The 25,840-nt window shown below is 64.2% G+C and carries 22 protein-coding genes; 8 read left to right on the top strand and 14 right to left on the bottom strand.

The window, feature by feature from the left end:
* Positions 1-116 precede the first annotated feature (116 nt).
* Positions 117-1,364: a hypothetical protein gene (locus PAN31108_RS24400; RefSeq protein WP_150671345.1), complete on the top strand. Its 1,248-nt coding sequence runs from the start codon at positions 117-119 to the stop codon at positions 1,362-1,364.
* A gap of 629 nt (positions 1,365-1,993) precedes the next feature.
* On the opposite strand, the gene ychF is transcribed toward PAN31108_RS24400, so the two are convergent.
* The 3 genes from ychF to PAN31108_RS24385 form a co-directional block, all read right to left on the bottom strand.
* Positions 1,994-3,091 (bottom strand): redox-regulated ATPase YchF, encoded by a 1,098-nt coding sequence (gene ychF / locus PAN31108_RS24395; protein ID WP_150671344.1) that lies wholly within the window; start codon positions 3,089-3,091, stop codon positions 1,994-1,996.
* 231 nt (positions 3,092-3,322) lie between these two features.
* Positions 3,323-4,192, bottom strand: a complete 870-nt coding sequence (gene ypfJ, locus PAN31108_RS24390; protein ID WP_150671343.1) for a KPN_02809 family neutral zinc metallopeptidase — start codon at positions 4,190-4,192, stop codon at positions 3,323-3,325.
* Between the two features lie 125 nt (positions 4,193-4,317).
* Positions 4,318-5,430 (bottom strand): Kelch repeat-containing protein, encoded by a 1,113-nt coding sequence (locus PAN31108_RS24385; RefSeq protein ID WP_150671342.1) that lies wholly within the window; start codon positions 5,428-5,430, stop codon positions 4,318-4,320.
* Between the two features lie 239 nt (positions 5,431-5,669).
* Between PAN31108_RS24385 and PAN31108_RS24380 the strand changes: the two genes are divergently transcribed.
* The 3 genes from PAN31108_RS24380 to PAN31108_RS24370 all read left to right on the top strand — a co-directional run bounded on the left by PAN31108_RS24380 (position 5,670) and on the right by PAN31108_RS24370 (position 9,569).
* Positions 5,670-6,845: a UbiH/UbiF family hydroxylase gene (locus tag PAN31108_RS24380; RefSeq protein ID WP_150671341.1), complete on the top strand. Its 1,176-nt coding sequence runs from the start codon at positions 5,670-5,672 to the stop codon at positions 6,843-6,845.
* An 87-nt stretch (positions 6,846-6,932) separates the two neighbouring features.
* Complete coding sequence (locus PAN31108_RS24375) at positions 6,933-7,694, top strand: DsbC family protein (RefSeq protein ID WP_150671340.1); 762 nt, start codon at positions 6,933-6,935, stop codon at positions 7,692-7,694.
* 60 nt (positions 7,695-7,754) lie between these two features.
* Positions 7,755-9,569 carry a M61 family metallopeptidase gene (locus PAN31108_RS24370; protein WP_150671339.1) on the top strand — a complete coding sequence of 605 codons (1,815 nt, stop codon included), beginning with the start codon at positions 7,755-7,757 and terminating at the stop codon, positions 9,567-9,569.
* A 65-nt stretch (positions 9,570-9,634) separates the two neighbouring features.
* On the opposite strand, the gene PAN31108_RS24365 is transcribed toward PAN31108_RS24370, so the two are convergent.
* Positions 9,635-10,573: a LysR family transcriptional regulator gene (locus PAN31108_RS24365; protein ID WP_150671338.1), complete on the bottom strand. Its 939-nt coding sequence runs from the start codon at positions 10,571-10,573 to the stop codon at positions 9,635-9,637.
* A 223-nt stretch (positions 10,574-10,796) separates the two neighbouring features.
* On the opposite strand from PAN31108_RS24365, the gene PAN31108_RS24360 reads away from it, so the two are divergent.
* On the top strand, positions 10,797-11,396 hold the full coding sequence (locus tag PAN31108_RS24360) for an FMN-dependent NADH-azoreductase (protein WP_150671337.1): 600 nt from the start codon (positions 10,797-10,799) through the stop codon (positions 11,394-11,396).
* Positions 11,397-11,432: 36 nt separating this feature from the next.
* Positions 11,433-12,359: a pirin-like C-terminal cupin domain-containing protein gene (locus PAN31108_RS24355; protein ID WP_150671336.1), complete on the top strand. Its 927-nt coding sequence runs from the start codon at positions 11,433-11,435 to the stop codon at positions 12,357-12,359.
* A 99-nt stretch (positions 12,360-12,458) separates the two neighbouring features.
* On the opposite strand, the gene PAN31108_RS24350 is transcribed toward PAN31108_RS24355, so the two are convergent.
* From PAN31108_RS24350 to dsbD, 10 genes are all read right to left on the bottom strand, one after another.
* Positions 12,459-13,595: a trypsin-like serine peptidase gene (locus PAN31108_RS24350; protein WP_174995133.1), complete on the bottom strand. Its 1,137-nt coding sequence runs from the start codon at positions 13,593-13,595 to the stop codon at positions 12,459-12,461.
* 77 nt (positions 13,596-13,672) lie between these two features.
* A complete protein-coding gene (locus PAN31108_RS24345; protein WP_150671334.1) occupies positions 13,673-14,815 on the bottom strand; it encodes a hypothetical protein in 1,143 nt (380 codons plus the stop codon).
* 253 nt (positions 14,816-15,068) lie between these two features.
* Positions 15,069-15,953 (bottom strand): uracil-DNA glycosylase, encoded by an 885-nt coding sequence (locus PAN31108_RS24340; RefSeq protein ID WP_150671333.1) that lies wholly within the window; start codon positions 15,951-15,953, stop codon positions 15,069-15,071.
* A gap of 116 nt (positions 15,954-16,069) precedes the next feature.
* On the bottom strand, positions 16,070-16,765 hold the full coding sequence (locus tag PAN31108_RS24335; RefSeq protein ID WP_150671332.1) for a CYTH domain-containing protein: 696 nt from the start codon (positions 16,763-16,765) through the stop codon (positions 16,070-16,072).
* Between the two features lie 150 nt (positions 16,766-16,915).
* Positions 16,916-17,728 carry an indole-3-glycerol phosphate synthase TrpC gene (trpC, locus tag PAN31108_RS24330; protein ID WP_150671331.1) on the bottom strand — a complete coding sequence of 271 codons (813 nt, stop codon included), beginning with the start codon at positions 17,726-17,728 and terminating at the stop codon, positions 16,916-16,918.
* 128 nt (positions 17,729-17,856) lie between these two features.
* Positions 17,857-18,885 carry an anthranilate phosphoribosyltransferase gene (gene trpD, locus PAN31108_RS24325; protein WP_150671330.1) on the bottom strand — a complete coding sequence of 343 codons (1,029 nt, stop codon included), beginning with the start codon at positions 18,883-18,885 and terminating at the stop codon, positions 17,857-17,859.
* A gap of 55 nt (positions 18,886-18,940) precedes the next feature.
* Entirely contained in the window at positions 18,941-19,528 is a 588-nt protein-coding gene (locus tag PAN31108_RS24320; protein WP_150671329.1) for an anthranilate synthase component II, read from the bottom strand.
* 415 nt (positions 19,529-19,943) lie between these two features.
* Complete coding sequence (gene dsbG, locus PAN31108_RS24315; RefSeq protein WP_150671328.1) at positions 19,944-20,771, bottom strand: thiol:disulfide interchange protein DsbG; 828 nt, start codon at positions 20,769-20,771, stop codon at positions 19,944-19,946.
* A gap of 47 nt (positions 20,772-20,818) precedes the next feature.
* The gene (locus PAN31108_RS24310) at positions 20,819-21,634 is read right to left on the bottom strand and encodes a TlpA disulfide reductase family protein (protein ID WP_150671327.1); all 816 of its coding nucleotides are present in this window, start codon (positions 21,632-21,634) and stop codon (positions 20,819-20,821) included.
* Positions 21,631-23,574 (bottom strand): protein-disulfide reductase DsbD, encoded by a 1,944-nt coding sequence (gene dsbD, locus PAN31108_RS24305; protein WP_150671326.1) that lies wholly within the window; start codon positions 23,572-23,574, stop codon positions 21,631-21,633. The genes PAN31108_RS24310 and dsbD overlap by 4 nt, the downstream gene beginning before the upstream one ends.
* Positions 23,575-23,732: 158 nt before the next feature.
* Between dsbD and PAN31108_RS24300 the strand changes: the two genes are divergently transcribed.
* Together PAN31108_RS24300 and PAN31108_RS24295 are read left to right on the top strand one after the other, a co-directional pair.
* On the top strand, positions 23,733-24,398 hold the full coding sequence (locus PAN31108_RS24300; protein WP_150671325.1) for a response regulator transcription factor: 666 nt from the start codon (positions 23,733-23,735) through the stop codon (positions 24,396-24,398).
* Positions 24,395-25,756: an ATP-binding protein gene (locus PAN31108_RS24295; protein ID WP_150671324.1), complete on the top strand. Its 1,362-nt coding sequence runs from the start codon at positions 24,395-24,397 to the stop codon at positions 25,754-25,756. The genes PAN31108_RS24300 and PAN31108_RS24295 overlap by 4 nt, the downstream gene beginning before the upstream one ends.
* Positions 25,757-25,840 lie beyond the last annotated feature (84 nt).

Here is a 25,840-nt window from a genome sequence, read left to right as displayed (position 1 = left end):
GATGTCTTCTTCCATCGCCTTGCTCATCGTCTTTTCCTCGATTATGACTTGAGCAGGTTTTCACTGGGTCAATACATGAGCGGAATTTGATGTTCTGCCGGGCAATGGAACACATCTTGGAACTCGATGCTGACAAGACGTGGGACGACGTGCGAGCGACCATTAGCGACGAGCAGGTCCAACAAATCCACCAGGTCGTAGCCGACTTATGGCCGATTGATACCAATTTGTCAGAATTGTTACCCCGGCCTCGTTCGGACACATTTCGGGCCGTCTACATGGGGGCACTCGAAGCGCGGTCGGCGAATAGTACGGTCGTAGGCATGCTGGGCTTCTTCGACGAAATTGTTATAGCGAATCCCTTCCAGAATCCTGCAATTCTTCAACCCGAATTCAGTCCGACCAAATCGCCGGACTCACACAAAGTCAATACGGTTGAGAATGTTCTGCTAATGCTCGCGCTTTGGCCCTTTATCGCTCACGGCATCGTCCATGTGGTCCCGGACATTGGTGACTACGACGTGGAATTCGCACGGGCCTCGATGAAAGCTGCGGAGGAGCGGACTAAGGGACCTGATGAGGTCGTTGCCCGAGAAGACCTCCGCCGAATGTGGTCGATGAAATACAAGACCTTGGTCGCATTAAATCGAATGCCCGAAGGAGCATTGGCGGCTCATTTCAGAGCCGAGCAGCGCGGAGCGTCCCGAGAAGAAATCGAAGCGCTGGTCACTGCTGCGAAGGAAATGATTGCCGACGACCCATACGCCGTGCTGGTGCCCTGCGCGGATAACAAGCGTGGAAGCTTCCTTGTACAAAAGGGATTTGCGCTTGAATCGGGGATGTTCTTCGCGGCGCTAACGGGCTCGGTACTGTTCACGGACTACCACTCGCTCTGGCAGCACGCTCATAGACACGCAACTGAGCACCTAGGGCAGACAGCTACTGACCTTCGCCAAATCATACGAGCATGCCAGGCCATCGAACTCCCCGTGGACGTGAGCGCAGAACTGCTTTTTGAGGCCAGGGAGACTGGTAAGTCCGAGTCGTTGCGAGCCGTTATGCGAGACATCATTTCGGCCACGCGTGAGAATTTTGCTTCCGTTAGCGTGCTGGAACTAGCAGGGCGGTTAGACCGTGCGAGAGAGACAACAAACGCACAGTTAGCTGCCATGCCAGGCGATGTGGTGGCACGAATACAGGCCTCATTTCCATTAGGTGGATTTCATAGGGCCGCGATTTGGCGACACTTGCTCACATTCGGGCAAGCCCAGAACATCGCACCTATCCCCGCGGCATTTCTCGTGAAGTTTTACGCCAAGCCCAAAACAACAGGCACCGGAAACACGATGCTGCGGCAGAACTGACTCGGCGGGTTATGACGGGTGACTATCCATGCCCGCGCATGTGTGAGTGCACGCCTGCAACGCGACATCTCGAAGCGCTGACTCCTAGCCGTCTTGGGCGGCACGGACCATTGTCATCCGGGAGCGATACTTCAAATATCGCTCAGTCATTGCAATCGACTGGTGCCCTAGTCGACACAATAGTGACCTGTGACGCTCAAAAATCCAGCAGCAACTACAGGCAGATATCTGCTGCATAAAAGGCTCTTAGTCCGGTCATAGGCATTTTTTTGCCCGTTATGCTAGGGGGCTAACCCCGTTGACCTGCGTTGCCCTTGGTTATGCGACCGATTTCAGTGCCCTCAGTGTCAGGAAATCGGCCTTCGTCCGTCTGCGGTTCCGAATTTGCGCGCACTCGGGTTGGATGCGTCAGTGTTGCCGCGTTATTCGTTTTTTAGTTTTACGCGGTAGAGCCACGTGCCGGGCAATGTGGCGTTGAATCTGGTCGCGGAAGGTATGCAATTTGGATAAACCCAACCAACACGAGGGCCTATCAAACCGCAACGCGGCATGACAGGACAGGGGAGGCTTCATTATCCGTGTCGGATGTCCATACCTCCCGATATTCTGGGGGGGATGTCTATACCGCTCTATGTGCGGGTGAACAGGAAGTTCATCACGTCGCCGTCCTGCACCACGTATTCCTTGCCTTCGGCGCGCATCTTGCCCGCTTCCTTCGCGCCTTGCTCGCCCTTGTACTGGAGGTAATCGTCGAACGCGATGGTCTGCGCGCGGATGAAACCGCGCTCGAAGTCGGTGTGGATCACGCCGGCCGCCTGCGGGGCGGTGTCGCCCACGTGGATCGTCCACGCGCGCACTTCCTTCACGCCTGCGGTGAAGTACGTCTGCAAGCCCAGCAACTTGAAACCCGCGCGGATCACGCGGTCGAGCCCCGGCTCTTCCATGCCCATGTCGGCCAGGAATTCCGCCTTGTCGGCATCTTCCATGTCCGCAATCTCCGCCTCGATCGCAGCGCAAACGGCAACGACCGGTGCGTTTTCGGCTTCGGCGTACTTGCGCACGGCGTCCAGATGCGGATTGTGCTCGAAACCGTCGTCCTTCACGTTCGCGACATACATCGTCGGCTTGGCCGTGATCAGGCAGAACGGCTTGATCAGCGCCAATTCATCGTCCGACAGCTTGAGCGAGCGCACCGGGCGGGCTTCGTTCAGCACCGGCACCACCTTCTCCAGCACCGCCACCAGTTTCGCCGCTTCCTTGTCGTTGCCCGACTTCGCCGCCTTCGAATAGCGTTGCAGCGCCTTTTCGACGGTGCCCAGATCGGCCAGCGCCAGTTCGGTATTGATGACCTCGATGTCCGAAATCGGGTTCACCTTGCCGGCCACGTGGATGACGTTCTCGTCTTCGAAGCAGCGCACAACGTGCGTGATGGCGTCCGTTTCGCGGATGTTGGCGAGGAACTGGTTGCCCAGCCCTTCACCCTTCGATGCGCCAGCCACCAGGCCGGCAATGTCCACGAACTCGACCGTCGCCGGCATGATGCGCTCCGGCTTGACGATCTCGGCCAGCTTGGCCAGACGCGGGTCCGGCACTTCCACCACGCCGACGTTCGGCTCGATGGTGCAGAACGGATAGTTTTCGGCAGCAATGCCCGCTTTGGTCAGCGCGTTGAAAAGGGTCGACTTGCCGACGTTGGGCAAACCGACGATGCCGCATTTGAGGCTCATGCTAAATCCTGTCTGGTCCGATAAATGCGCGCCGACAAATGCACCGTGGGCACCCTTGAGCGGGCTAGTGATTGCGTCGCGGAAAGTCCGCTATTGTACCCGTTCTACCTCCAACAGCGCCTTTATCGGTCAGCCCCGCGGCGCCCGCCCCCCGCCCCGTCCGGACAGGACGGCCTCCCCCCGACAGCCATCCGCGCCGTCGGCGCTCGCCGTCAGCCCCGCCCGGGCACGTCAGCTCAATTGCTTCGCCGAGAAGGTGTCACATCTGCGCATGTCGCCCGTTTGCAGCCCCTGCCGCAGCCAGTGCACCCGCTGGGCGCTCGTGCCGTGCGTGAACGACTCCGGCACCACGCGACCCTGCGACTGCTGCTGCAAACGGTCGTCGCCAATGGCCGCCGCCGCCCGCAGGCCCTGCTCGATGTCTCCCGGCTCCAGCAACTGATCGTTGGCCCTGGCCGCGTTGCTCGCCCAGACGCCCGCGAAGCAGTCGGCCTGCAACTCCAGCCGCACCGATAGCGCATTGGCCTGTGCTTCGCTCACGCGACGTCGCATTTCGTCGAACTTCTCGGAAATCCCGAGCAGATTCTGGATGTGATGGCCCACTTCGTGCGCAATCACATAGGCCTGCGCGAAGTCGCCGCCGGCGCCGAAGCGTTGACGCAGTTCGTCGTAGAACTGGAGGTCGATATACACCTTGCTGTCGCCCGGACAATAGAACGGCCCCATCGCCGTCTGACCGGTGCCGCAGGCCGTAGGCGTCGCGCCCGAGAACAGCACCAGCTTCGGCGCGACATATTGACGACTGATCTGTTGCGGGAACACCGTTGCCCAGGTGCGCTCGATGTTGCCGAGGACCTTGCGGGTAAAGACCGTTTTCGGATCGTTGGCCGGCGTGGCATTCGGGTTGGACGGGGCCTGTGACTGGGTCTGCCCCTGAATCATCTGTGAGCCCTGAATGACCACGCGCGGGTCGATCCCGAAGAAATACGAGGCGGCGAGTGCCACGACGATCGTACCGATGCCGATGGTCGTGCGTCCGCCGAAACCGCTTCCCCGGCGGTCCTCCACATTCTGACTGTCTTGTTCGTTGTCGAGGCGCACGACGTTGGCTCCGCAGGAAAATTGACCGGACCGGCGCAGACGAACGACGCCGCCGCGCATCGTTTTGCAGTATAGCAACGCCCTAATGTCACTTCCCGAACGACGCCCCGCGTTCGAGCACGCCGTCACTCGCGATACAAGGCCGCCGTGCAAAGGGCGACCGGGTGGCTCACCGGCAACCGTCCGCCTGCGAGGAGAAGATCGCCGTCGTCGAGAAGCGTGGCCGAGTGGGTGAAGCGGGGCTCAGGCAGGTCGACGCCGATTTCCCACCGGCCGGTGTCCGGGTCGTAAATTTCGGTGGTGCGTGCGGGAACGGGGTCGCCGATCGAGGCGTTGCCGGCAACCAGCACCCGCCCGGAGACGAGGAGGGACGTGGAATGGGCCACGCGGCCATACGCCATTTCGACCGCCGGCTCCCAACGGTCGGTAGCAGGATCGTAGACGATCGACGACGCGATGCCGGGGTCGAACGGTGCGAACGCGCCACCGGTGATCAGCACCTTGCCGGAGCGCAGCCGTGTTGCCGTATGTTGCATGCGGCCTCGCGGAAGCGAGAGCGCATCGCGCCACGTATCGCGCACCGGATCGTAGATTTCGACGGTGGCTGTCGCAACGGCATCCGTGCCCCGATAGCCGCCGACCACCAGCACCATGCCCGAGAGCAGCAGCGTAGCCGTGTGGTTCATGCGCGCATGGCGCATCGGCGCTGCGCGATGCCAGAGGCCGTCGCCCGCATCGTAGCGCTCCGCGCCGTCGAGCACGTGTCCCTGACCATCCCGGAGATGGTTGCCGCCGCATACGAATACGTCGCCGTTGCCGAGCGTCACGGTGCCGAACGAAAAGCGTGGGTCTGTCATGGACCCGGCGGCAGTCCACGTGTCGGAGGCCGGGTCGTAGCGCTCCACACTGCGTTGAGACGCGCCCGTGCCATCGTCGCCCCCGATGGCGATCGACTCGCCGGACGGGAGCACGGCCATGCCGTGACCGCTGCGCGCCGTGCGCATCGGCGCCAATAGTGCCCATGTCCCGGATGTCGGGTCGTAACGCTCAGCCGAATTCAGCGTGGCGTTGACCGATCCTTGGCGGCTCCCGTGCACCGGGTCCCAGGCGAGCACGCCGTCGGCGCCGCCCGTGACCATGACGCCGCCATCCTGCGTGCGAATGGCGGTGTGGCCGGCGCGCGCGTGGCGCATCGGCCCGGTTTCGACAACGGCTTTGGCGGATGTTGGCGGAATCATGGTGTCAGCCCTCGTACGATGCGCCGTTCGCGGGGTTTCTCGCTACGTTTTTCGAGGTTTCCCACGCTTTTTACCCTTCTCACCCTCCTCACCTTAGGCGCCGGGGCGGCGGGCAGCAACTGTCATCCTTGACAGTTGCGCCGGGCGGGGCCTGCCCCCGGTGTCACGCCGCATGCGACAATACGGCTCCTCGACCTGAACACGGATCGTGCGCGCTTTGTCGCCGCCGATTGCCTTGCATGTCCCAAAATCTGACCCACGACATTGTCGTCGTCGGTGGCGGTCTGGTCGGAAAGGCCGCCGCCTTGCACCTTTCACAGGCTCGCCTGTCCGTCGCCTTGCTCGCGCAGCCGGCCGCGCCCGCGCCGAGCGCAGGGGACCGGTGGGACGCCCGTATCTATTCCCTGTCGTCGAGCTCGCAAGCGCTCTTCGAACGCATGCGCGTCTGGCAGGCTGTCGATCCTGCACGCGTGAATCCCGTCTACGACATGGAAGTGTTCGGCGACGAGCGCGGCAGCCTTCATTTCTCCGCGTATCAGGCCGCAGTGCCGCAACTCGCGTGGATTGCGGAGTCGTCGAACCTGGAGCGCGCACTGGACGCGGCGCTGCGGTTTTCCCCGCAAGTCCAATGGCTCGACGCCCGCGCCGAGGCGCTCGAAGTCGACGCCGCCGCCGCGTCGGTCCGTCTGTCGGACGGCAAGACGCTGCGCACCTCGCTCGTGGTCGGCGCGGACGGCGCGCGCTCGTGGGTACGCAGCACCGCGGGACTGGACGGCTCGGTGCGTCCCTACGAACAACTCGGTGTGGTCTGCAACTTCCGTGCGGAACGTCCTCATCGCGATACCGCGTTCCAATGGTTCCATGACGGCGAGATCATCGCGCTCCTGCCGCTGCCCGATCAGCACGTGTCGCTGGTCTGGTCCGCTGCCGACGATCATGCGAAGCATCTGCTGGCGCTTGAGCCCAAAGTGCTGGCCGAACGCGTCGGCACCTTCTCCCACAGTGAACTCGGCGGCCTCACGCCGGTCTCAGCGCGCGCTCAGGGATTTCCGCTTGTGCTCGCGCAGGCCAAACGGCTGATCGCGCAGCGCGTGGCGCTGGTCGGCGATGCGGCGCACGTCGTGCACCCGCTCGCCGGGCAAGGCATGAATCTCGGTCTGCGCGATGTGGCGGCGCTCGGCGACGCGCTCGCCGCGCGCGAATCGTTCCGCGATTGTGGCGATGCGGCGGTGCTGCGTCGTTATGAACGGGCTCGCAAGGAAGATATCGGCAGCATGGCGTTCACGACCGACGGCCTGCACAAGCTGTTCGCGACGAGCAGCCCGCTCGCGAAGTTCGTACGCAACGCGGGGCTCGACAGCGTGAACATGCTGCCCTTCGTCAAGAAATTCCTGATCGGCCGCGCCCTGGGCTGACCCCTTCGGGCGTGAGCGCCGGCACTTCCGGTGATGACCGGAAGCGTCGGCCGCGCCTCTCGATCGACACACTTCTGGAGATATTCGATGTTGCAACGTTATCGCGCCGCGGCATTTGCCGGGCTGGCCCTCGCCGCCGTTTGCGCAGCGACTTTCACGACGCCTGCCGTCGCGCAAAACAAGCCCGACGCCAAGCTCAACGACGTGAAGGCGGCCGTGCAGAAAACGCTCGGCGACGACGCCCCGGTCAAATCGGTGGCGCGCACACCGATCCCGGGCCTGTTCGAAGTGTCCGTCGGCGGCGAGATCATGTATGCCGACGAGAAGGCGCAATACGTGATCCTCGGCGGTAATCTGATCGATACGAAAACGCGCCAGAACCTGACGGAAGCGCGTCAGTCGGAACTCAACAAGGTCGACTTCAGCAAGCTGCCGTTCGAGCGTGCTTTCAAGTACGTGAAGGGCAACGGCAGCCGCAAGATCGCCGTCTTCTCGGACCCGAATTGCCCGTACTGCAAGGCGTTCGAAGCAACGCTCAAAAATTCGATCGACAACGTCACCGTCTACACCTTCCTCTACCCGGTGCTTGGCCCGGATTCGGACGCCAAGTCGAAAGCGGTCTGGTGCGCGCCGGACCGCCTCAAGGCATGGCACGACTGGATGCTGGACAAGAAGGCGCCGCCGGTCCCGACGGCCAAGTGCGACGACAAGCCGGTCAAGGATAACTTCGCGCTGGGTCACGAACTCAACATCACGGGCACGCCGACGATCATTCTGTCCGACGGCCGTCGCCTGCCGGGCGCCGTGCCCGCCGCGGATCTGGAAAAGGCGCTCGCCGCCGTCAAGTAATCACCGGACCCGGGTCGGGCCGACTGCCCGACCTTTCCCCCATCAAGACGCCGCCACCTCATGACAGCCCCGTCCGCTCAACCCGCCGTCCGGTATGCGATCGTTCCGAAATCGCCCGCCGCCCATCTGTTCGAAGTGACCGTCACGGTCTCGAACCCTGCCCCCGAAGGCCAGCGCTTCACGCTGCCGGCATGGATCCCGGGCAGTTACATGGTGCGCGAGTTCGCCCGCCATATCGTGACGATCGGCGCAACGTGCCGTGGCCGCAAGATCGCGCTCGACAAGCTCGACAAACACACCTGGCAGGCCGCGCCCTGCAAGGGCACCCTGATCGTGACCTACGAGGTCTACGCCTGGGACCTGTCCGTTCGCGCCGCGCATCTGGACGACACGCACGGCTTCTTCAACGGCACCAGCGTGTTCCTGCGTGTGGAAGGGCAGGCACACGCGCCTTGCGAGGTCGATATCCTGCGTCCGCGCGGCGCTGCATTCAAGGCATGGCGCGTGGCGACTGCGCTGGCACCTGCCGAGGGCACGGCGGCGCTCGATTTCGGGCGCTATCTGGCGGTCGATTACGACGAGCTGATCGATTCGCCGGTCGAAATGGGAACGTTCGTGCACGGCACCTTCAAGGCGTGCGGCGTGACGCATGAGGTCGCCATCACGGGACCGGTGCCGAACCTCGATCTGGATCGGTTGCTGCGCGACATGAAAAAGATCTGCGAGGCGCAGATCCGCCTGTTCGAGCCGGGCGCAAGTTCGCGCTCGCGCGTGCCGATGTCGCGTTACGTCTTCCTGCTCATGACCGTCGGCGACGGTTACGGCGGCCTGGAGCATCGCGCGTCGACCGCGCTGCTCGCCAGCCGCAACGATTTACCCGTGCAGGGGCAGGCGCGCATGAGCGACGCCTATCGCGGTTTCCTCGGTCTGGTGAGCCACGAGTACTTCCACACGTGGAACGTCAAGCGCATCAAACCGGCGGTGTTCGCGCCGTACTCGCTCGATCAGGAGAATTACACGCGCCTGTTGTGGCTGTTCGAGGGCTTCACGTCGTATTACGACGATCTGATGCTCGTGCGCAGCGGCGTGATTGCACCGGCGGCCTACTACGACCTCGTCGCCAAGACGGTGGCGAGCGTGTTGCGCGGCAGTGGACGCCTCAAGCAGACGGTGGCCGAAAGCTCGTTCGATGCGTGGACGAAATACTACCGCCAGGACGAAAACGCGCCGAACGCCATCGTCAGTTATTACACCAAGGGTTCGCTCGTCGCGCTCATGCTGGACCTGACGATCCGCTCGCAGACACGCGGCCAGAAGTCGCTCGACGATGTGATGCGCGCGCTTTGGCAACGCTATGGCCGCGATTTTTATCGCGGCTCACCGGTGGGCATTGCGGAAGATGCCGTGCAGCCGTTCTTCGAGGAAGTCACCGGGCTGGATCTGTCGGAATACTTCGCCACGGCGATTCACGGCACGCGCGATCTGCCGCTGGCGGCGGTGCTCGAACGCGTCGGTCTGACGCTGGAGGCGGTAACGCCCGAGAACGCACGCCCGGCGCTGGGCGTCAAGACGGGCAAGCGAGGCGACGACGTTACGCTCGCGCAAGTGCTCGACGGGGGCGCGGCACAAGCGGCCGGCCTGTCGGCGGGCGATTCGCTCGTGGCCATCGACGGTTTACGGGTGACGTCGGGCAACCTCGACAAGCTGCTCGAACGTTATCGTCCGGGGGACCGGGTGACGGTGCACGCTTTTCGTCGCGACGAGTTGCGCGAGATCTCGCTCACGCTCGACGCGCCGGAGATTACGCAGTATCGCCTTACCGAGACACGCGATCGCGCCGCCGCGCAGCGTCGCGAGAAATGGCTGACGGCCTGAGGCTTGCCGTCACGATGAACGTCTGATTCGAAGGCTTGCCTCGCGCGTGTTCTGAGCGCGAGGTTTCAAGCCTGCGCCGGCCCCGGCACCGATGGGTCGCGATTGTCTTCCGGGCAAGTCCGCGCCACGGCGAGCATATGCTCGATGAAGGCCTGGGTCTTGCGCGGCAGAAAGCGCCGCGACGGCGTGACCAGATGCACCGGGCTCTCCGGCAGCGACCAGTCCGGGAGCACTTTCACCAGACGACCGGAGCGCAATGCGTCCTCGGCCAGAATGTCCGTGAGCGCCGCGATGCCGCTGCCCGCCAGCGCCATCTCCTTGACCATCCCCATGCTGTTGACCTGAATCGCGCCGTGCATGGTGATGTCCATGCGCTGGCGGCCCTTGTGCAGCGTGTCGGTGTTGAACAGCCGTCGGGCCCCTTGCAGGATGACGAAGCGGTGGCCCGCCAGTTCGTCCGGCGTGCCGGGCAGGCCCGTGCCGCTCAGATAAAGCGGGCTTGCATAGAGGCTGCGCGTGAGCCGCAGCAGCGGACGCGCCACGAGCGTAGAGTCGGAGAGCTGGCCGGCGCGAATGGCGACATCCACCCGCTCGGCAATCAGGTCGACATGGCGCGAACTCAGGTCCACGTCCACGGTGATTTCAGGAAAGGCGGTGCAGAAGGTCGCAAGCGGCACGGCCAGCCACTGGGCAGCGAAGTCGGCGGGTGCGGTGATGCGCAGGCGCCCGCGCGGCTTGCTCGACATTTGCGAGGCGAAGTCCCGCGTCTCTTCCACCTCCTCCAGAATCGGCAGGCAGCGCTCGTAATAGGCTTCGCCGACTTCCGTGAGCTCCAGCCGGCGCGTCGTCTTGTGAAGCAGTTTCGTGCCGAGGCGCGACTCCAGCCGCGAGAGGCGGCGACTCACCGTCGCCTTGGGTAAATCGAGCCGCTCGCCCGCCCTCGTGATGCTGCCCGAGCGCACGACTTCCGCGAAGATCAGCATGTCATTCAGATCGTCAATCATCGCGCGCGCTCCTTGGTGACGCGGTCATTCATCGAAATTTCATTTGCCGGGCATTGTTCCAAAATAGGAACAAACAATTCGATTTTACCGGCTTGTTTCATTTTTCGGGGTAACTAGAATTCATCTCAAGCCGCCGCGTGATTCACGGCACCCCCGAACGGGGGCCTGGCGCGCACGGATTTTTCGAACTTTCGGGAACACCCCCGGCTCTGGAGCCAGTGAAATGACCACGATTCTGCAAATCAACTCCGCCGCCCGTTCGCAAGGCGCCAATTCGACCACGCTCGCCAACGAATCCGTTGCACAACTGGTCGCCAAGCACCCCGGCGCCAAGGTCGTCGTGCGCGATCTGCTGGCCGACGGCGTGCCGCACCTCGACGAAGCCGTGATCGGCGCGTTCTTCACGCCGGAAGAGCAGCGCTCGGATGCGCATAAGGCCATCATCGCCCGCAGCGACGAACTGATTGCCGAAATTCAGGCAGCCGACTACGTCGTGTTCGGCGTGCCGCTTTACAACTTCCAGGTGCCCACGCAGTTGAAGTCGTACTTCGACTGGATCGCCCGTGCCCGCGTGACCTTCCGCTACCGTGAAGACGGCAGCGTGGAAGGCCTGATCCAGGGCAAGAAGGTGATCGTGGCATTCGCGCGCGGCGGCAACTACAAGGACACGCCTGCCGACAGCCAGACCCCGTACATCAAGACGATTCTGGGTTTCCTCGGCATGACGGACGTGACGTTCATCTTCGCCGAAGGCCTGTCGCGCGGCCCGGAATCGGCTGCCGCCGCCTTCGCAGGGGCTCGCGAAGCGATCGCCGCCCTGTAATCGTCGTCGCTGTCTCCCGCACGCGCAGGTCCTCTCATGGCCGATCCGACGCCGCGGCACCCGCGTCCGACCCGACGTCCGGCTGCCCATGCCGACGCGAGCGCCATGCCGCGCGTGCTTCCCGTCTCTCGTCCCGGTCGTTGTGCGGCCGCGGCGGGAGCGGGGGTTTTCGATCAGGTCGAGCACACGGATCCGTTCCTCTCGCTCGATGTCTTCCGTCGCCAGGGCGCGTGTATTCCGCCGCATCCGCATGCCGGGTGTGTGGTGGCGACCTATCTTTTTGCCGACGCTACGGCCGCGTTGCGCTGCCGTCATGCCCATGGTGGCGACGACCTGCTGCATCCCGGCGATCTGCTCTGGCTCGAAACTAACTGCGGTACGGTGCACGAAGAAGCGCCCGAAAGTGCGAGCGCGTCGGTGCGGGGAGTGCGATTGATCGTCAATCGTGCCGGGCGTCATTCGCATGGTGCGCCGTCACAGACGGTCGTGCCGGCGGATGCGATGCCACGGTGGCGCGAGGGCGACGTTGCATTGACGCTGGTTTGCGGGCGTTGGGGCGATCGTGAAACGGCGCATGGGGATCGTGAGGGCACCGATCAAGGCGCGCGCACCACATTGCTGCAACTGGACTGGCACGCGGACGCGCTGCGCACGCTCGAGATTCCTTGCGACGGCCGCCGGTGGGTGGCCTTGATCGCACAGGGCGAAGCGGCGGTCGCCGGTCATGCGATGCGCGCGGAGGGTGGGGGCGCTGAAGCGTTGTCGTTACCGCCGGGTGTCTGGCAACTGGCTGGACGCAACGGTGCGCGGCTGATGCTCGCCGGCGGTGAGCCGCTGGGCGAACCCGTGGTCTATCGCGGCAACTTCGCCGCGCGCGACGAGGGGGATCTCGTCGCTTTGACGCGTCGCTATCAGCAAGGGGCGATGGGGGTGTTGGGGCCGGTGTGCGAGCAACACGGATAACCCCATCATCATCCCTGGCAATACGTCCGACCGACGACGAAAGGCGTTGAGAAACGCATCGCTATCGTGTGCCGGCACCGTGTCGTCACGGCGGCGATATCACTGCGTGACGCCAGCGTCGGCGAGTGCCTTGAGGATGCGGTCGATTTTGATGGCGTTGTTGTATGTCGCTTTTTCCGTATCGCCGCCAACACCGCCGTAATGCAACCCGACGATCATGCCGTCCGACAGCCGTACGATAGGCGAGCCTGAATTGCCTCCCCATGTCGACGCGTCGTACGAGAATTGCTGCGGATCAAGGCTGGGATTGACCAGCAGCATACCCGGTGCAATGCGTTCGGCGGGGAAGGGAACCTGACTGTCCGGAAGCTTGAACATGGTGTCGATCTGCTTTTCCGACAGATAAGTGCAGTCCTCGCCGGCTTCAGCGCCGGAGCAACTCACGGGGCGCGCCGGGTAGCCGATCACGGCCACACGAGAGCCTTCTGTCAGATTGAACTTGGGCGCCATCGGCGCTGCGGGCGGCAGCGCGTTGTCTTCAGTGCGCAGAATGGCGTAATCGTTGTTTTCCCCGTCTTCACCGACGGCTTCGATGGCCACGATGCGCACATCTCGTGGCGGCGTGCGAGCCGCGCAGCTCGAATACTCCAGCGGAAACGATACGAGAAGCAACTGCTTGTCATACAGACGCCACTTCCCCTGACTGTCGATGTACGCGTACTTTTTCAGCACGTGTCGATTCGTCAGAATGTGCGATTTGCCCACGACGAAGGCGGTCGCACCAACGCTCATGTATTCCGGTTTGGCGTTGGCGCTTGGTTGGTAATACTGGAAGATTACGCCCACACTGCGGGCGACCGTGACGAGAGGGGACGCCACGTCGCTGATGTAGTCGCGCCAACTGTTCCAGGCCATCATCTTGTCGTCCGCCCACGGTGCGCCGGAGCATAACCCGTACACGGGGCGCGTCACGGCACGGATCGTTTCCGCCGTCTTCTTCAATTCAGAGAGCGATGTCGGCGTATCCCCTTGCAGGGCACGTGTGGCTGCGGCAATGTTCTCTCGGGCCTCACCGATGTCCTGAACCTTCGCGGTGACGGCCGACGACTGGACGTTCTTCTTCCACGCGGCTTCCTCTTTTTGCAGCGCCTGATCCTGCTTTATCAACTGTGCTCTAACGTTAAGCGAGGTCGCTTCCTGCAACGCCTGAGTGACGACGGGAGTGGCAACACTCACGGCTTGGGATTGTGCCGTAGCGTGAGAGGCGCAGCCCGCCATGAGAGTGCCCATCACGATCAAAAAGGAGGGGCGTCTCATGGTTTCCAAGCCTCCGGAACGGCGCGTACCGCTGCATCGGCGGCGGCATACTGCGTCTTGGCCTTGTCGAAGTCGTCCTTGAGTTCCTTGAAGAATTCCACGAGGTCAGCGATCGAAACGTGCTTGTCGTTGACGAGCGTGAACAATTGCGCCTCGGCTTCGACGAGCTTCGTGCGCAATTCCACAGGCGAGGGGCTGGCATGCAAAGCGTCGTATTCGGCGAGTTGTTCGTTCGCCAACATGCCAAGTTCCCGAATGCGGATGTCGTCATCCGCCACTGTGATACCGGCCGGTGTGAGAAGCAGTTTGCGGAACGTCGCGAGCGGACGTTGCAGCGAAGCGATCTGACGCCGATTCCAGGCGCTGGCGACGGTCGACTCCGTGAAGTCGTTGTTCATCACGACCTCGAACTTGTCATGGAACTCCCGCACATACTTACCGAAGCGTTCTTTCGCCGCCATGTCGTTGTAGGCGCTCAGCCCGGTCTGAAAGAGCGCGGCAAGCGCCTTGTAGGCAGCGACAGCTTCCGGTATCACGGCGGTAATCGCTTCGGACGACACTTCTGTCGACGCACGCCCCTTATCCCAGGCAAGCAGTCGCTGCTCCAGGTCGTCGGCACATGCCTTCACGGCATTTTTTGGAATCGTGCCGTCGGGTAGCCCGGGGACCTTGATCGGCTTGCGAAGCGCCTGGAACCTCGCCCATTGACCACCGATGGAATCGTCGCCCTCGGCGAGTACCTGCTTCAGGCCGCTGGAATAGGCCGTGTCGAACGCCATGGCAGCCCGTTCCCGGACGAAGTCGTCGGTGCCAGCACAAACGAAGCGGGAGAAGGAGCCGAGCGGGTCGTCGGCGTCGATGTCGAAGACGCGAACTTCGCCCGCCTTGACCCGACGTGTCTGCACGTAATACTCGACGGCCTCGATGCGTCGCACGCGAGGGCGCGATTTCAGCTCCGTGTCGAAGGCGCCCGCCGACGCTTTCACCGCCGCGTCGAAGCCATCGGCAGCGCTTTGCAGCGTGTCTTTACTGCGGAACTGAATGGCCGAGCATCCCGCCAGTGCGGCGATGGCCACGACGACAACGAACGACCGCGCGGCGGCAGCCCACGCGGTGACAGCGACTCCCCGATTTGCCATCTCGAACCCCCGTACGAATAGGCAAAACTGCGTGATGACGAACGTCTTCTAATTGTTTTGATGCGCGGTGTGGACACTCGAATGGCGTCCGTTCGGTGGCGCGGCGCCATGATGGCACGCATATAGGGGGCAGACAATGACGCGGGGGAGGTGAAGCGGATGTTTGAAATCAGGCTTCGGTGAACGACCGCCGCCGATCGATCACCTCCCATGTCGCGCCGTCTTCGATGTTGCGGCTACGACAACGCATGGATTACGCCGGCAAATGCCAGTCGATCGGCGGCTTGCCGTGTGACTTCAGAAAGGCATTGGCGGCGCTGAAGTGGCCGCAACCGAGGAAGCCGCGATGGGCGGACAAAGGCGAGGGGTGAGGCGCTTCCAGCAACAGGTGGCCTTGGCCCGCCAGCCATGGCGCCTTTGCCTGCGCATGGCTGCCCCACAGCATGAACACCAGCGGCCCGTGCTGGGCGGCGAGCCCCGTGAGCAGTGTGTCCGTACAGGCTTGCCATCCGCCTTTTCTGAACGGCTTTGCATGGCTCGCCGCATTGCCCGCCTCTACCGTCAGCGTCGTGTTCAGCAGCAGCACGCCCTGTTTCGCCCAGGCGTCGAGATTGCCGTGCGACGGCGGGGCGATGCCGAGATCCCGTTCGATTTCCTTGTAGATGTTGCGCAGCGACGGCGGCACACGCACGCCTCGCTGTACCGAGAACGCCATGCCGTGCGCCTGCGCGATGCCGTGGTCGTCGCCGTGATAGGGGTCCTGTCCGAGGATGACGACTTTGACGCCGGTCGGAGACGTCATGCGCAGCGCGTGGAAAATGTCCGCCGGATAGACCGTCTTGCCCGCCTCGACTTCGGCGTCGACGTACCGACACAGCGGGGCATACGCGTCGCTGTGCACGAACGGCGCGACCAGCGCCTTCCATGCGTCAGGCAACGCGTCGAATTGATCCTCGACGCGGCCCTTGAGCGGGCCGGCAACGTCGTGACCGTCGGTCGCCGCCTCGGGGGCGCTTACGGGGTCCGTGGCGGCAACCGGTGCCGGCGCATCGACAGGATCGAACAACGACCGCTGCCGGGCCTCGTGAGAGGGCGGGGCGGAAGCGGATTGCAGTGCCTTGCGTGAGCGTGATGCCATGCTTCGAGTCTTCTTGGATGTGCGGGTGTGTGACGTCGGCGACGTGCGCGCGATACGTCAGCGAAATATGTGGGAAAAAATGTGGGCAAACAGTTTGGCCCGATCTGAGAGACCGCTTAGCCGCCCAGCACCTTCTGTCGCAGACGATAGCCGCGCTGCGCCTTGCTGACGTCGTCGCTGTGCAGTTCGGGCAGCACTGCGCGCAGATCCTGCGCCAGCGCGTTGAGGATGCGCTCTGCCTGAGCGCCGAGATCGTCGTCCGGGGCGTCGAGCAGTTCCAGTTCCACCTCGATCAGCGGCTCCGTGTGACGCACGCCGTCTGCCTGCACCGCCACGTCACCCCGATCGAAGGCGATCTCCACGGCGGTGCCGTCGCCCGCGACGTAGCGCCACAGGCGTCGCAAGAAATTCGTCTCGAATTGCGCGACGACTTTCGCCCCTTCATCCCGCAGCAACGCTGCCGTCGCCGGTATCTCGCAGGCAGTGATCAGCGGCGCGAGTTCGAGCGCTTCGCCCTGCACCGCCTGTTCCCACTCGTGCCGCACATGCAGCCCGTTGCGCGCTTCGCCGACCGATTTGAGCGTTTGCAGCCATTGGCCGGGGTGGCCTTCGCGGGCGACATAACGCAGGCGTAACGCCGCTTTGGCGCGGGCAAGCGCCAGGTCCGGCGTATCGAAATAGCGATTGATGAGATGACGCTCGCCGCGGGCTTGCGCGCCGGGCAAATGGTCGAGATGGGAAATCAGCGCGTCGGCGCGCGAGGCGGGGAGGTCGCCGGGAAGGGCAAGTTTGAGTTCGCGTTCGATGGCCATGGGGCCGCTCCTGTGAAGGGGACCGCCGGGCAAGTCCGCGTCGCAACCCGTGCCGGTGCGACGCGTCTCCCGATCCCGGACGGTGTCCTGCGCAGGACACCGCGCCATCGTTCGCTGGGCAAAGGCCGGTGTGATGCGTTGCGAGACGAATCAGCGGGGCATGTCGAACAGCGTGGCGAGCGCATCGCCCGGCTCGGGCGCACGCATGAAGGCTTCGCCGACGAGAAAGGCATTGACGTTGGCCGCGCGCATGCGCACCACGTCGTCACGCGACAGGATACCCGACTCCGTCACGACCAGACGATCCTGCGGGATGTGCTTGAGCAGGCCGAGCGTCGCGTCGAGCGAGACTTCGAAGGTGTGCAGGTTGCGGTTGTTGATACCCAGCAGCGGCGTGCGCAGCGCCAGACCGGCATCCAGTTCCTTGCCGTCGTGCACTTCGACGAGCACCGCCATGCCAAGCTCGTGCGCGAGCGCTTCGAGATCGCGCATTTGCGGCAAGCTCATGGCAGCGGCGATCAGCAGAATGCAGTCGGCGCCCATGTCGCGGGCTTCGTAGACCTGATAGGCATCGATCATGAAGTCCTTGCGCAGCACCGGCAGATCGCACGCCGCGCGCGCCGCCTTCAGATACGCGGGCGAGCCCTGAAAGAACTGCACGTCGGTCAGCACCGACAGGCATGCCGCGCCCCCTTGCTGATACGACTCGGCGATCTGCGGCGGCACGAAGTGCTCGCGAATCACGCCCTTCGACGGGCTGGCCTTCTTGATTTCGGCGATCACGCCGGGCAGGCCCGCGTCGATCTTCGTGCGCAATGCGCCCACGAAGTCGCGCGTGCGCAGCGCGCTGTCGCCAACGGTCGCTTCGGCGTCGCGGCGCAGGCTCGCGAGGTCGCGCACGCGCTTGGCGGCTGCGACTTCTTCGGCCTTCACGGCCAGGATCTTGTCGAGAACGGTAGACATATCGATATTCCGGTGCAGCTGCAAGTGACGGACGTCGTGGCCGACAGGTCCGTTGTTATCGTGATGGCTTCGAGGTCTTTCGCGATGATGCCGCATAAGGCGCTGCGGCGTTGCTCCGATGCGAAAACTTAGGCCTTGAAGCGCTGCGTGAATGTGACGAATTCGTGGAGTTTGTCGCGCGCTGCGCCGCTGGCGATGGACTCGCGCGCCATCTCGATCCCGTCGCCGATCGACGCGGCGCGGTTGGCCGCATACAGCGCGGTGCCGGCGTTGAGCGTCACGATCTCGCGGGCGACGCCCACCGTGTTGTCGAGCGCTTCGATCAGCATCGTCTTCGATTCCTCGGCGCTGCCGACCTTCAGGCTGCGGTTGCTCACCATCTGCAAGCCGAAGTCTTCCGGGTGAATTTCGTACTCGGTGACCTTGCCGTCCTTGAGTTCGCCCACGAGCGTAGCGGCGCCGAGCGAGACCTCGTCCATGCCGTCCTTGCCGTAGACCACGAGCACGTGTTCTGCCCCGAGGCGCTCCATCACGCGCACCTGAATCCCCACCAGATCCGGGTGGAACACGCCCATCAACTGATTCGGCGCGCCGGCCGGGTTCGTGAGCGGGCCGAGAATGTTGAAGATCGTGCGCACGCCCATCTCCTTGCGGATGGCCGCCACGTTCTTCATCGCCGGGTGATGGTTCGGTGCAAACATGAAGCCGATGCCCACGGCGCCGAGGCACTCGGCCACCTGCTCGGGGCTGAGCATGATGTTCACGCCGAGGGCTTCGAGCACATCTGCGCTGCCCGACTTCGAACTCACGCCACGGTTGCCGTGCTTGGCGACCTTTGCGCCCGCGCCGGCCGCCACGAACATCGACGCCGTAGAGATGTTGAACGTATGCGACACATCGCCGCCAGTGCCCACGATGTCGACGAAATGCTCATCGGACGGCGCGTCGACATGATTCGCGAACTCGCGCATGACCTGCGCGGCGGCGGCGATCTCGCCGATGGTTTCCTTCTTCACACGCAGGCCGGTGATGATGGCGGCCGACATGACCGGCGAAATCTCGCCTTTCATGATGAGACGCATCAGATGCAGCATCTCGTCGTGGAAAATTTCGCGGTGTTCGATCGTGCGCTGAAGCGCTTCTTGCGGGGTAATCATTGGTCGTCTTCTCCTCTGTCGGTGTGGGCTGGTTCCGTGATATCGACGGACGCCATCAGGCGGCGATGGCGGTGCGCGGCGCCGCTTGCAGGAAGTTGCGCAGCACGGCGTGGCCATGCTCCGACAGAATCGACTCGGGGTGGAATTGCACGCCTTCGACGTCGAGCGTCTTGTGCCGCACGCCCATGATCTCGCCGTCGTCCGTCCAGGCGGTGACTTCGAGGCATTCGGGCAGCGACGCGCGCTCGATGGCGAGCGAGTGATAACGCGTGACGGTAAAGCGCTTGGGCAGATTCGCGAACACGCCCTGTTGCGTGGTTTCGATCTCGCTCACTTTGCCGTGCATGATCTGTTGAGCGCGAACCACGTTCCCACCGAAGGCTTCGCCGATGGCCTGATGGCCGAGGCACACGCCCAGAATCGGGATCTCGCCGGCAAAGCGCCTGAGCACGTCCAGGGTAATGCCGGCGTTGGCCGGGCAGCTTGGGCCGGGCGAGAGGCAGATACGCTCGGGGGCTAACGCGGCAATCGCGTCGAGCGTGATTTCGTCGTTGCGGAAGACCCGGACGTCTTCGCCCAGTTCACCGAAGTACTGGACGATGTTGTAGGTAAACGAGTCGTAGTTGTCGATCATCAGCAGCATGATGGTCTCTGTTCGTCTGGTGACAAAGGTTGTCGAACGCGTGGAATTTGCGAGTGTCCCCTGAGCGTGCCCCCACATTGACTTCGCGGTCCGCGGGGGAGGGCGCTATGGGGATGAGATAGACGTGGCGGGTTACCGCCACCAGCGCAGGGCAGCGGTCAGGGGCGACCAGAGGAGGGAGGAAGACTGATGCGACTTCATAGTGAGGCGATTGTAGCAGCATCTGCGCCGGGTCGTGGACGCGTGTCGCAAAAAGCGGTCATTCGGCGTATTTTGCGCGTCATCCGCCCGTTTCTCGCAATAATTTGCGCGTTGCCGTGTCGGCCAGTCGACGATTCTGCAACGCAGGCTGGGGGCGGATGGCCGCCGGGCGACCCCACGGGGCCGCCCGGACCCCCCCTGGCGTGTGTCGCGCTTAGCGCGCGCCGAGAATGGTCGTGAGCGCATCCGGCGGCGGCATGCCGTTGGCGCGCTCCACAATGCCCTTGTCGTTGCGATAGATGATGCCCGGGGTGCCCCGGAAGCCGAGTTCGGCCATGAGCATCTGGTTGGTCTGGAGCTTCTGCGCGATGGCTTTCGTCACGCTGCGAGCCGGCTTGATGCCGCCTTGCTTGAACTTCTGCTCGTTCTGCAAGAGCGCGGCAGACGGGTTCGAGGCGCCGAGAATGGCGGCCGCCTTCGTCACGCTGTCGGCCTTGATCACCCCCACGAGCACGTGCCGCAACTGGACCTTGCCGGCATCGACCCACGGGCGTGCCGATTCCCAGAAGCGATTGCAGTACGGGCAGTTCGGGTCGCTGAAGGTATAGACGATGCGCGGCGCGTCCTGCTTGCCGTCCAGCACCCAGGTGGAAGCCGAGAGTTTCGACCAGATCGCGTCGCCCAGCGGCTTCTCGATCAGATGAGTTACGCGCTCGACATCCAGCGGCTTGCCGTCCGCACCGATGCGGGTGCCGACGATGCCGTTGCCGTCGGGCAGCACATAGACGGCCACGGGCTGCTGGCCGGCAAGTCCTGCGAAGCCGCTCAGGTCCCGGGTCCCCGTGTCGAACGGTTGTAACCCTGTGACGCCTTCGCGCGCCAGTGCTTGCAGGATAGCGGGCTTCGGCGATGACGCCGCGGCGGGGGCGCCGGGCGCTGCCGCGGATGCCGGGGGGGCTGCATCGGCTGCGACGCCGGGTGTCGAGAGGGCGAGTGCGGTGATTGGGCCGAGGATGAAAGCGAGACGCTTGCGAACCGACATGAATGACTCCTTGGAGAGGGAAGATGCCTAAGAGGTGGCGGGGCGGGTCAAGGGGTTTGCTTGAGTCGGCCGTGCAGCGTGTCACGCAGACGCGCAGCGGTCAGCTCGCCCAGATGGGCATCGACCAGACGGCCGTTGGTATCGAAGTACAACGTGGTGGGCAGGGCGCGCGTCTCGGCGGCGCGCATGGTCTGCGACTCGGGATCGAGCAGCAGGTGATCGAACGCCAGTCCCTGCGACTTCACGAACGTCTCGACCGTGGGGGCCGCCTCGCCCTGGTTGATCATCAGGAACCGTACCTCCGGATAGTCCGCCTGCGCTTGCGCCAGCACGGGCATTTCACGACGGCAGGGCGGGCACCAGCTCGCCCACAGATTCATCACGATGGGCTTGCCGCGATACCGCTCCAGCGGCACCGGCCGACCGGCGATGTCCGTGAGGGTGAGCGTGGGCAAGGGCGGCGCCTCGCGAAGCATGAAGGTCAGACCGACCTGCATCACGCCCCAGATCGCCAGTCCGACGGCCATGCCGGCGAACATCGGGCGTCGTTGCGCCGGCCTTTGGCGCGTACGCCAGTAGGCCCAAGCCAGCGCAGCGAGAATGCCGGCCCACACGTCGAAGCCACCGTCGCCGATGGCGATGATCGACGCCGGTGCCGCTGCGTAGTCGGGCCACCAGCGCAGCACGTAGACGACACGCGCGGTGAGCAGCCCAAGCGCCAGCGCGTCGAACAGCACGCTCGCGGCGGCGCGACGCGATGCGGCGTCCGCGCTGCGCAGCACATAGCGTGCAACGATCCACGCGAGCACCGCCGCCGACACGAGGGCGGCCGTTTTCATCGGGAAAGGGCCGAGTCCGATCATGACGTCTGCGCCTCCTGCGCCTCGGGTGTCTCCGGGGACTGCCGCGCCCTGTGCGCCATGTGCGCCGCATCGAGACGACCGAGGAACGCCGCCACGCTCATCTCGCCGACCATGCGGTGCTCGCGAACCTCCTTGCCCGTGGCGTCGACGAGAATGAGCGTGGGCGGCCCCATCACGCCCCACCGCTTCATCAGTGCCTGGTCGACGGGGTCGTTTTTCGTGACGTCCGGTCGCAGCACCTGCATTTGCGCGAGGCGCGCGGCGACGGCCGGATTGGCGAACACGTTGCGCTCGATGACATGGCAACTCACGCACCAGTCGGCATAGAAGTCGATGAGCGTCCATTGCCCTTTGGCGGCGGCCTGTGCGATGCGCGCGTCCACATCCTGCGCCGATTTGACGCTCACGTAATCGACCGGTCCCGTCTTTCGTTCCCCGGCCGCTTCGGGCCCGCCTCGGCCCCCGCCGTTGCCGATATTCGCCTGGGCCAACGGCCGCATCAGCGAGTCGCTGCCGGCCGCCGCCCCCACGAGGAGCATGACCGACCACAGGCCGGTCAGCGTCGCCAGGAAAACCAGCGCCCAGCCGGCCGTTTTGCCGCGAATCGCCCATGCCCAGCCGGCGACGCCAACGGCCAGTCCGAGGCCGAGGGCGCCCCACATCGCGAGGCTGACGTGCCCCGGCAGGAAGCGGCTCAGCATCATCACGGCCATACCGACCATGACGTAGGCGAACGCGATACGCACACGCACCATCCACGCTCCCGGACGCGGCAGAATGCGCGCCCCGAACAGCGCAATCGCGAGCAGCGGTGTCCCCATGCCGAGGCCCATCGCGAAGAGCGCGCCACCGCCCATCCACGCATTGCCGGTCTGGCTGATGTAGAGCAGGGCGCCCGCGAGCGGTGCGGTCATGCAGGGGCCGACGAGCAACGCGGACAGAAAGCCCAGCGCGGCGGCGCCGAACACACTGCCGCCGGTGCGTTGACGTCCGGCAGCATCCAGCCGATTCACGATGAACGACGGCAAGCGAATCTCGAACAGCCCGAACAACGACGCCGCAAGTACCAGAAACAACGCGGCGAACGCGCTCAGCAGCCACGGCGCTTGCAGCGTGGCTTGCAGATTCGCGCCCGCGAGCGCGGCAGCCACGCCCACGCTCGCATAGGTGAGCGCCATCGTCAGAACGTAAGCCGACGACAGGCCCAGCGCCCGCATCGGCGACGGGCGATTGCCCACGATCATCGTCGAGACGATCGGAATCATCGGCAGCACGCAGGGCGTGAAAGTCAGCATGAGCCCAAGCCCGAAGAACAGCAACTTGGCCGTGATGGGATCGAGCGTGGCGAGCTTTCTGGCCGTCTCCTGATCGGCCGCCAGCGGCGTTTCGCCGGCAGCATCGTTCTGCGCCGTGGCCGCAGCAGCCGGGGCATCGGCCTCGGGTGTCTCCGGGAGCGGGGCGGCGGATGCCGGCGCGGGCTCGTCCGACGTGGCCGCAGAGGCGGTGTCGGGCAGCGTAATCCTGATGGTCTGCGGCGGATAACAAATGCCTGCCTGCGCGCAGCCCTGCCAGTGAAGCACGGCGTACTTCGACTTGAGCGCCGGCAACTTCAGCAGCAGATCGACGTCATAGTAGATCTCCGATTCGCCGAAGAATTCGTCGGAATGGCGCGTGCCGTCGGACAACGTCACCGCGACCGGATTGCCTGCATCGTCTTCCACGCGCAGCGAGTGGCGATAAACATAGTGGTCCTTAGCAATCTTGCTGCCGATGGTGATGCCGCCGTCCTCATGGCGAGGGGGCTCCAGACGCAGCACCTGAGACGCTTCGAGCACCTGCGTGCCGGATTGCCACGGCAGCGCGGCGAGGGCCGGGGTGACGCGAAGCGCACCAAACGCGCCAAGCAAAATCACAAAGATGAAAACGATTCGACGTACCAATCTGTCCTCCCTGAATCAGTCGAAGCGAGACAGAGCGTGGCCGAGGACGATTAATTGAGAGTTAACGCGCGACCGGGCGAGCAACGGCGTATCACCCGAATTCACGAAATACGTAACATGTCATGGTGCGTACAACAGTCGACAAGAGGCGTGCATCAATGCGAGTACTGCTGGTAGAGGACGATCCTCTGATTGCGAGCGGCATCGTCGCGGGGCTCTCGACTTTGGGAATTCACGTCGAAGCGAGCGCCTGCGGTGAAGCGGCGATTGCCGCACACGCGGAAAACACGTTCGACGCGCTCGTGCTCGATCTCGGTTTGCCCGATGGCGACGGTCTGGACATCATTGCCAGCGTGCGCGCGGTCGAGCCGGACGTGCCCGTGCTGATCCTCACTGCGCGCGACGGTATCGAGCATCGCATCGCGGGCCTTAATGCGGGCGCCGACGATTACATGGTCAAGCCGTTCGACCTGCGCGAGCTGGCGGCGCGATTGCATGCGCTGGTGCGGCGCACGAACGGCCGTGCGGCGCAGGTCATCGAAGCCGGGCCGTTGCGTCTCGACCCGGCGAGCGGCCTTGCATGGCTCGACGGCGCGCCCGTCGAACTCTCCCGCCGCGAAGTCGACCTGCTCGCCTATCTCGCGAGCAGCCGGGGGCGCTGGCTGTCGCCCGACATGCTGCACGTACGCCTGTATGGCATGACCGAGCGCGTCAACAGCAATGTGCTGAACGTGCATATTCACAACGTGCGTCGCAAGCTGGGGGGCGACGCCATTCAAACTGCACGTGGCCTCGGCTACCGGTTGGGATGGAGCTTGTCATGAGTCTTCGACTGCGGGCGGTGCTGATTGCCGGCGTGGCGCTGATCGTGTTGTGGATGGCGGCGGCGGGCTGGATGATGCGCGGGGTTCGCGCAAGCCTGGACGATGCGCTCGACGAACGTCTCGCAATGTCGGCGACGATGGTCTCCGGGTTGATGGCGCGCGCGGCGTTCTCGCCTCACACGGAGACGCGGGATTGGGGGGACGTGATCCGCACGGGGGCGAGCGACGGCATCGCCTGCGAGATCCGCTCGTTGCAGGGCGCGGTGCTCGCGCATACCGATGGTGGGCCGCAATCGTCGTCGCTCGCGTTGCCAACCGGCTTCAGCACGCGCGAGATCGACGGCCGGCGCTGGCGCATTTATGTGTTGCAGGACGCAGGCGGCTATCAGGTGATGACAGCCGACCGCGTGGACCGGCGCGCGGTGCTCACGCGCGACATGCTGCGCGCGGCGGGCGTGCCGTTCCTGATTGCGGTGGTGGGTGGCCTGCTCGCGCTGTGGATCGGCATCGGACGCGGACTTCAGCCGTTGGAGCGCTTGCGCGCCGCGCTGCGTCGCAAAAGGACCGACGATACGACACCCGTCGATATCGGCCGCGCGCCGACCGAGTTGCAGCCGGTTGTCGGCGCACTGAACGCATGGCTGGAGCGTCTGGCGACGACGCTGGCGGGCCAGCGGGCGTTCACCGACGGTGCGGCCCACGAACTGCGCACGCCGCTCACCGCCATCGATACGCATTTGCAGGTAGCGGAGATGACCGATGGGCGCGCGTCGAAGCTTGCGTTGCAGCAGGCCGGCGCGGGGGTGAGGCGTTTGCGGCACACGCTCGATCAACTGATGACGCTGGCGCAGGCCGAAGCGCCGGTGCATGCACAGGACAAATGCGAGTCGGTCGGCAGTGTGATCGACGACGTGCTGAGCGAATGGGGCGACACGGACCGGTTCGTCTTCCGGATGGCGGGTGTGGACAGCGGCTCGGTGTTGCCGCGCTCGATGCTCGGCACGGCGGTGAGGAACATCGTCGACAATGCGATGCGATACTCCCCCGCCGACAGCGAGATCACGCTGACTGTGCACGCCGATGAGACAAATCGTCGCTACTGCATCGAAGTGGGCGATCGGGGGCCGGGGCTGGCGCCCGAGCAAACGGCGAGACTCGGACAACGATTCTGGCGCGGCGATCAGCGACGCCAGCAGGGTGAGGGCGCGGGTCTGGGAATTTCCATCGTGCAGGCGATCGCGAGACGGTTCGATGCGCAGTTGGAGTTCGCGCCGCGCGAGGGCGGCGGTTTGCTGGCGCGGTTGTATGTGCCTGCCGGTGTTGCCGCAGGCGCTGGCGCCGTCAGCGGCAATGGATAGCACGATGGCGGCGCCGAACCGCGCGTCAGCGCCGCATCGCCCTCAGGTCGTCTCCTTCGTCTTTGTCTTCGTCGATTTGATGGC

Origin of the sequence: Pandoraea anhela (genome assembly GCF_902459655.1) — a bacterium.
In the GTDB taxonomy this organism is placed as follows: domain Bacteria; phylum Pseudomonadota; class Gammaproteobacteria; order Burkholderiales; family Burkholderiaceae; genus Pandoraea; species Pandoraea anhela.
This window is presented reverse-complemented; position numbering and strand designations above follow the sequence as displayed.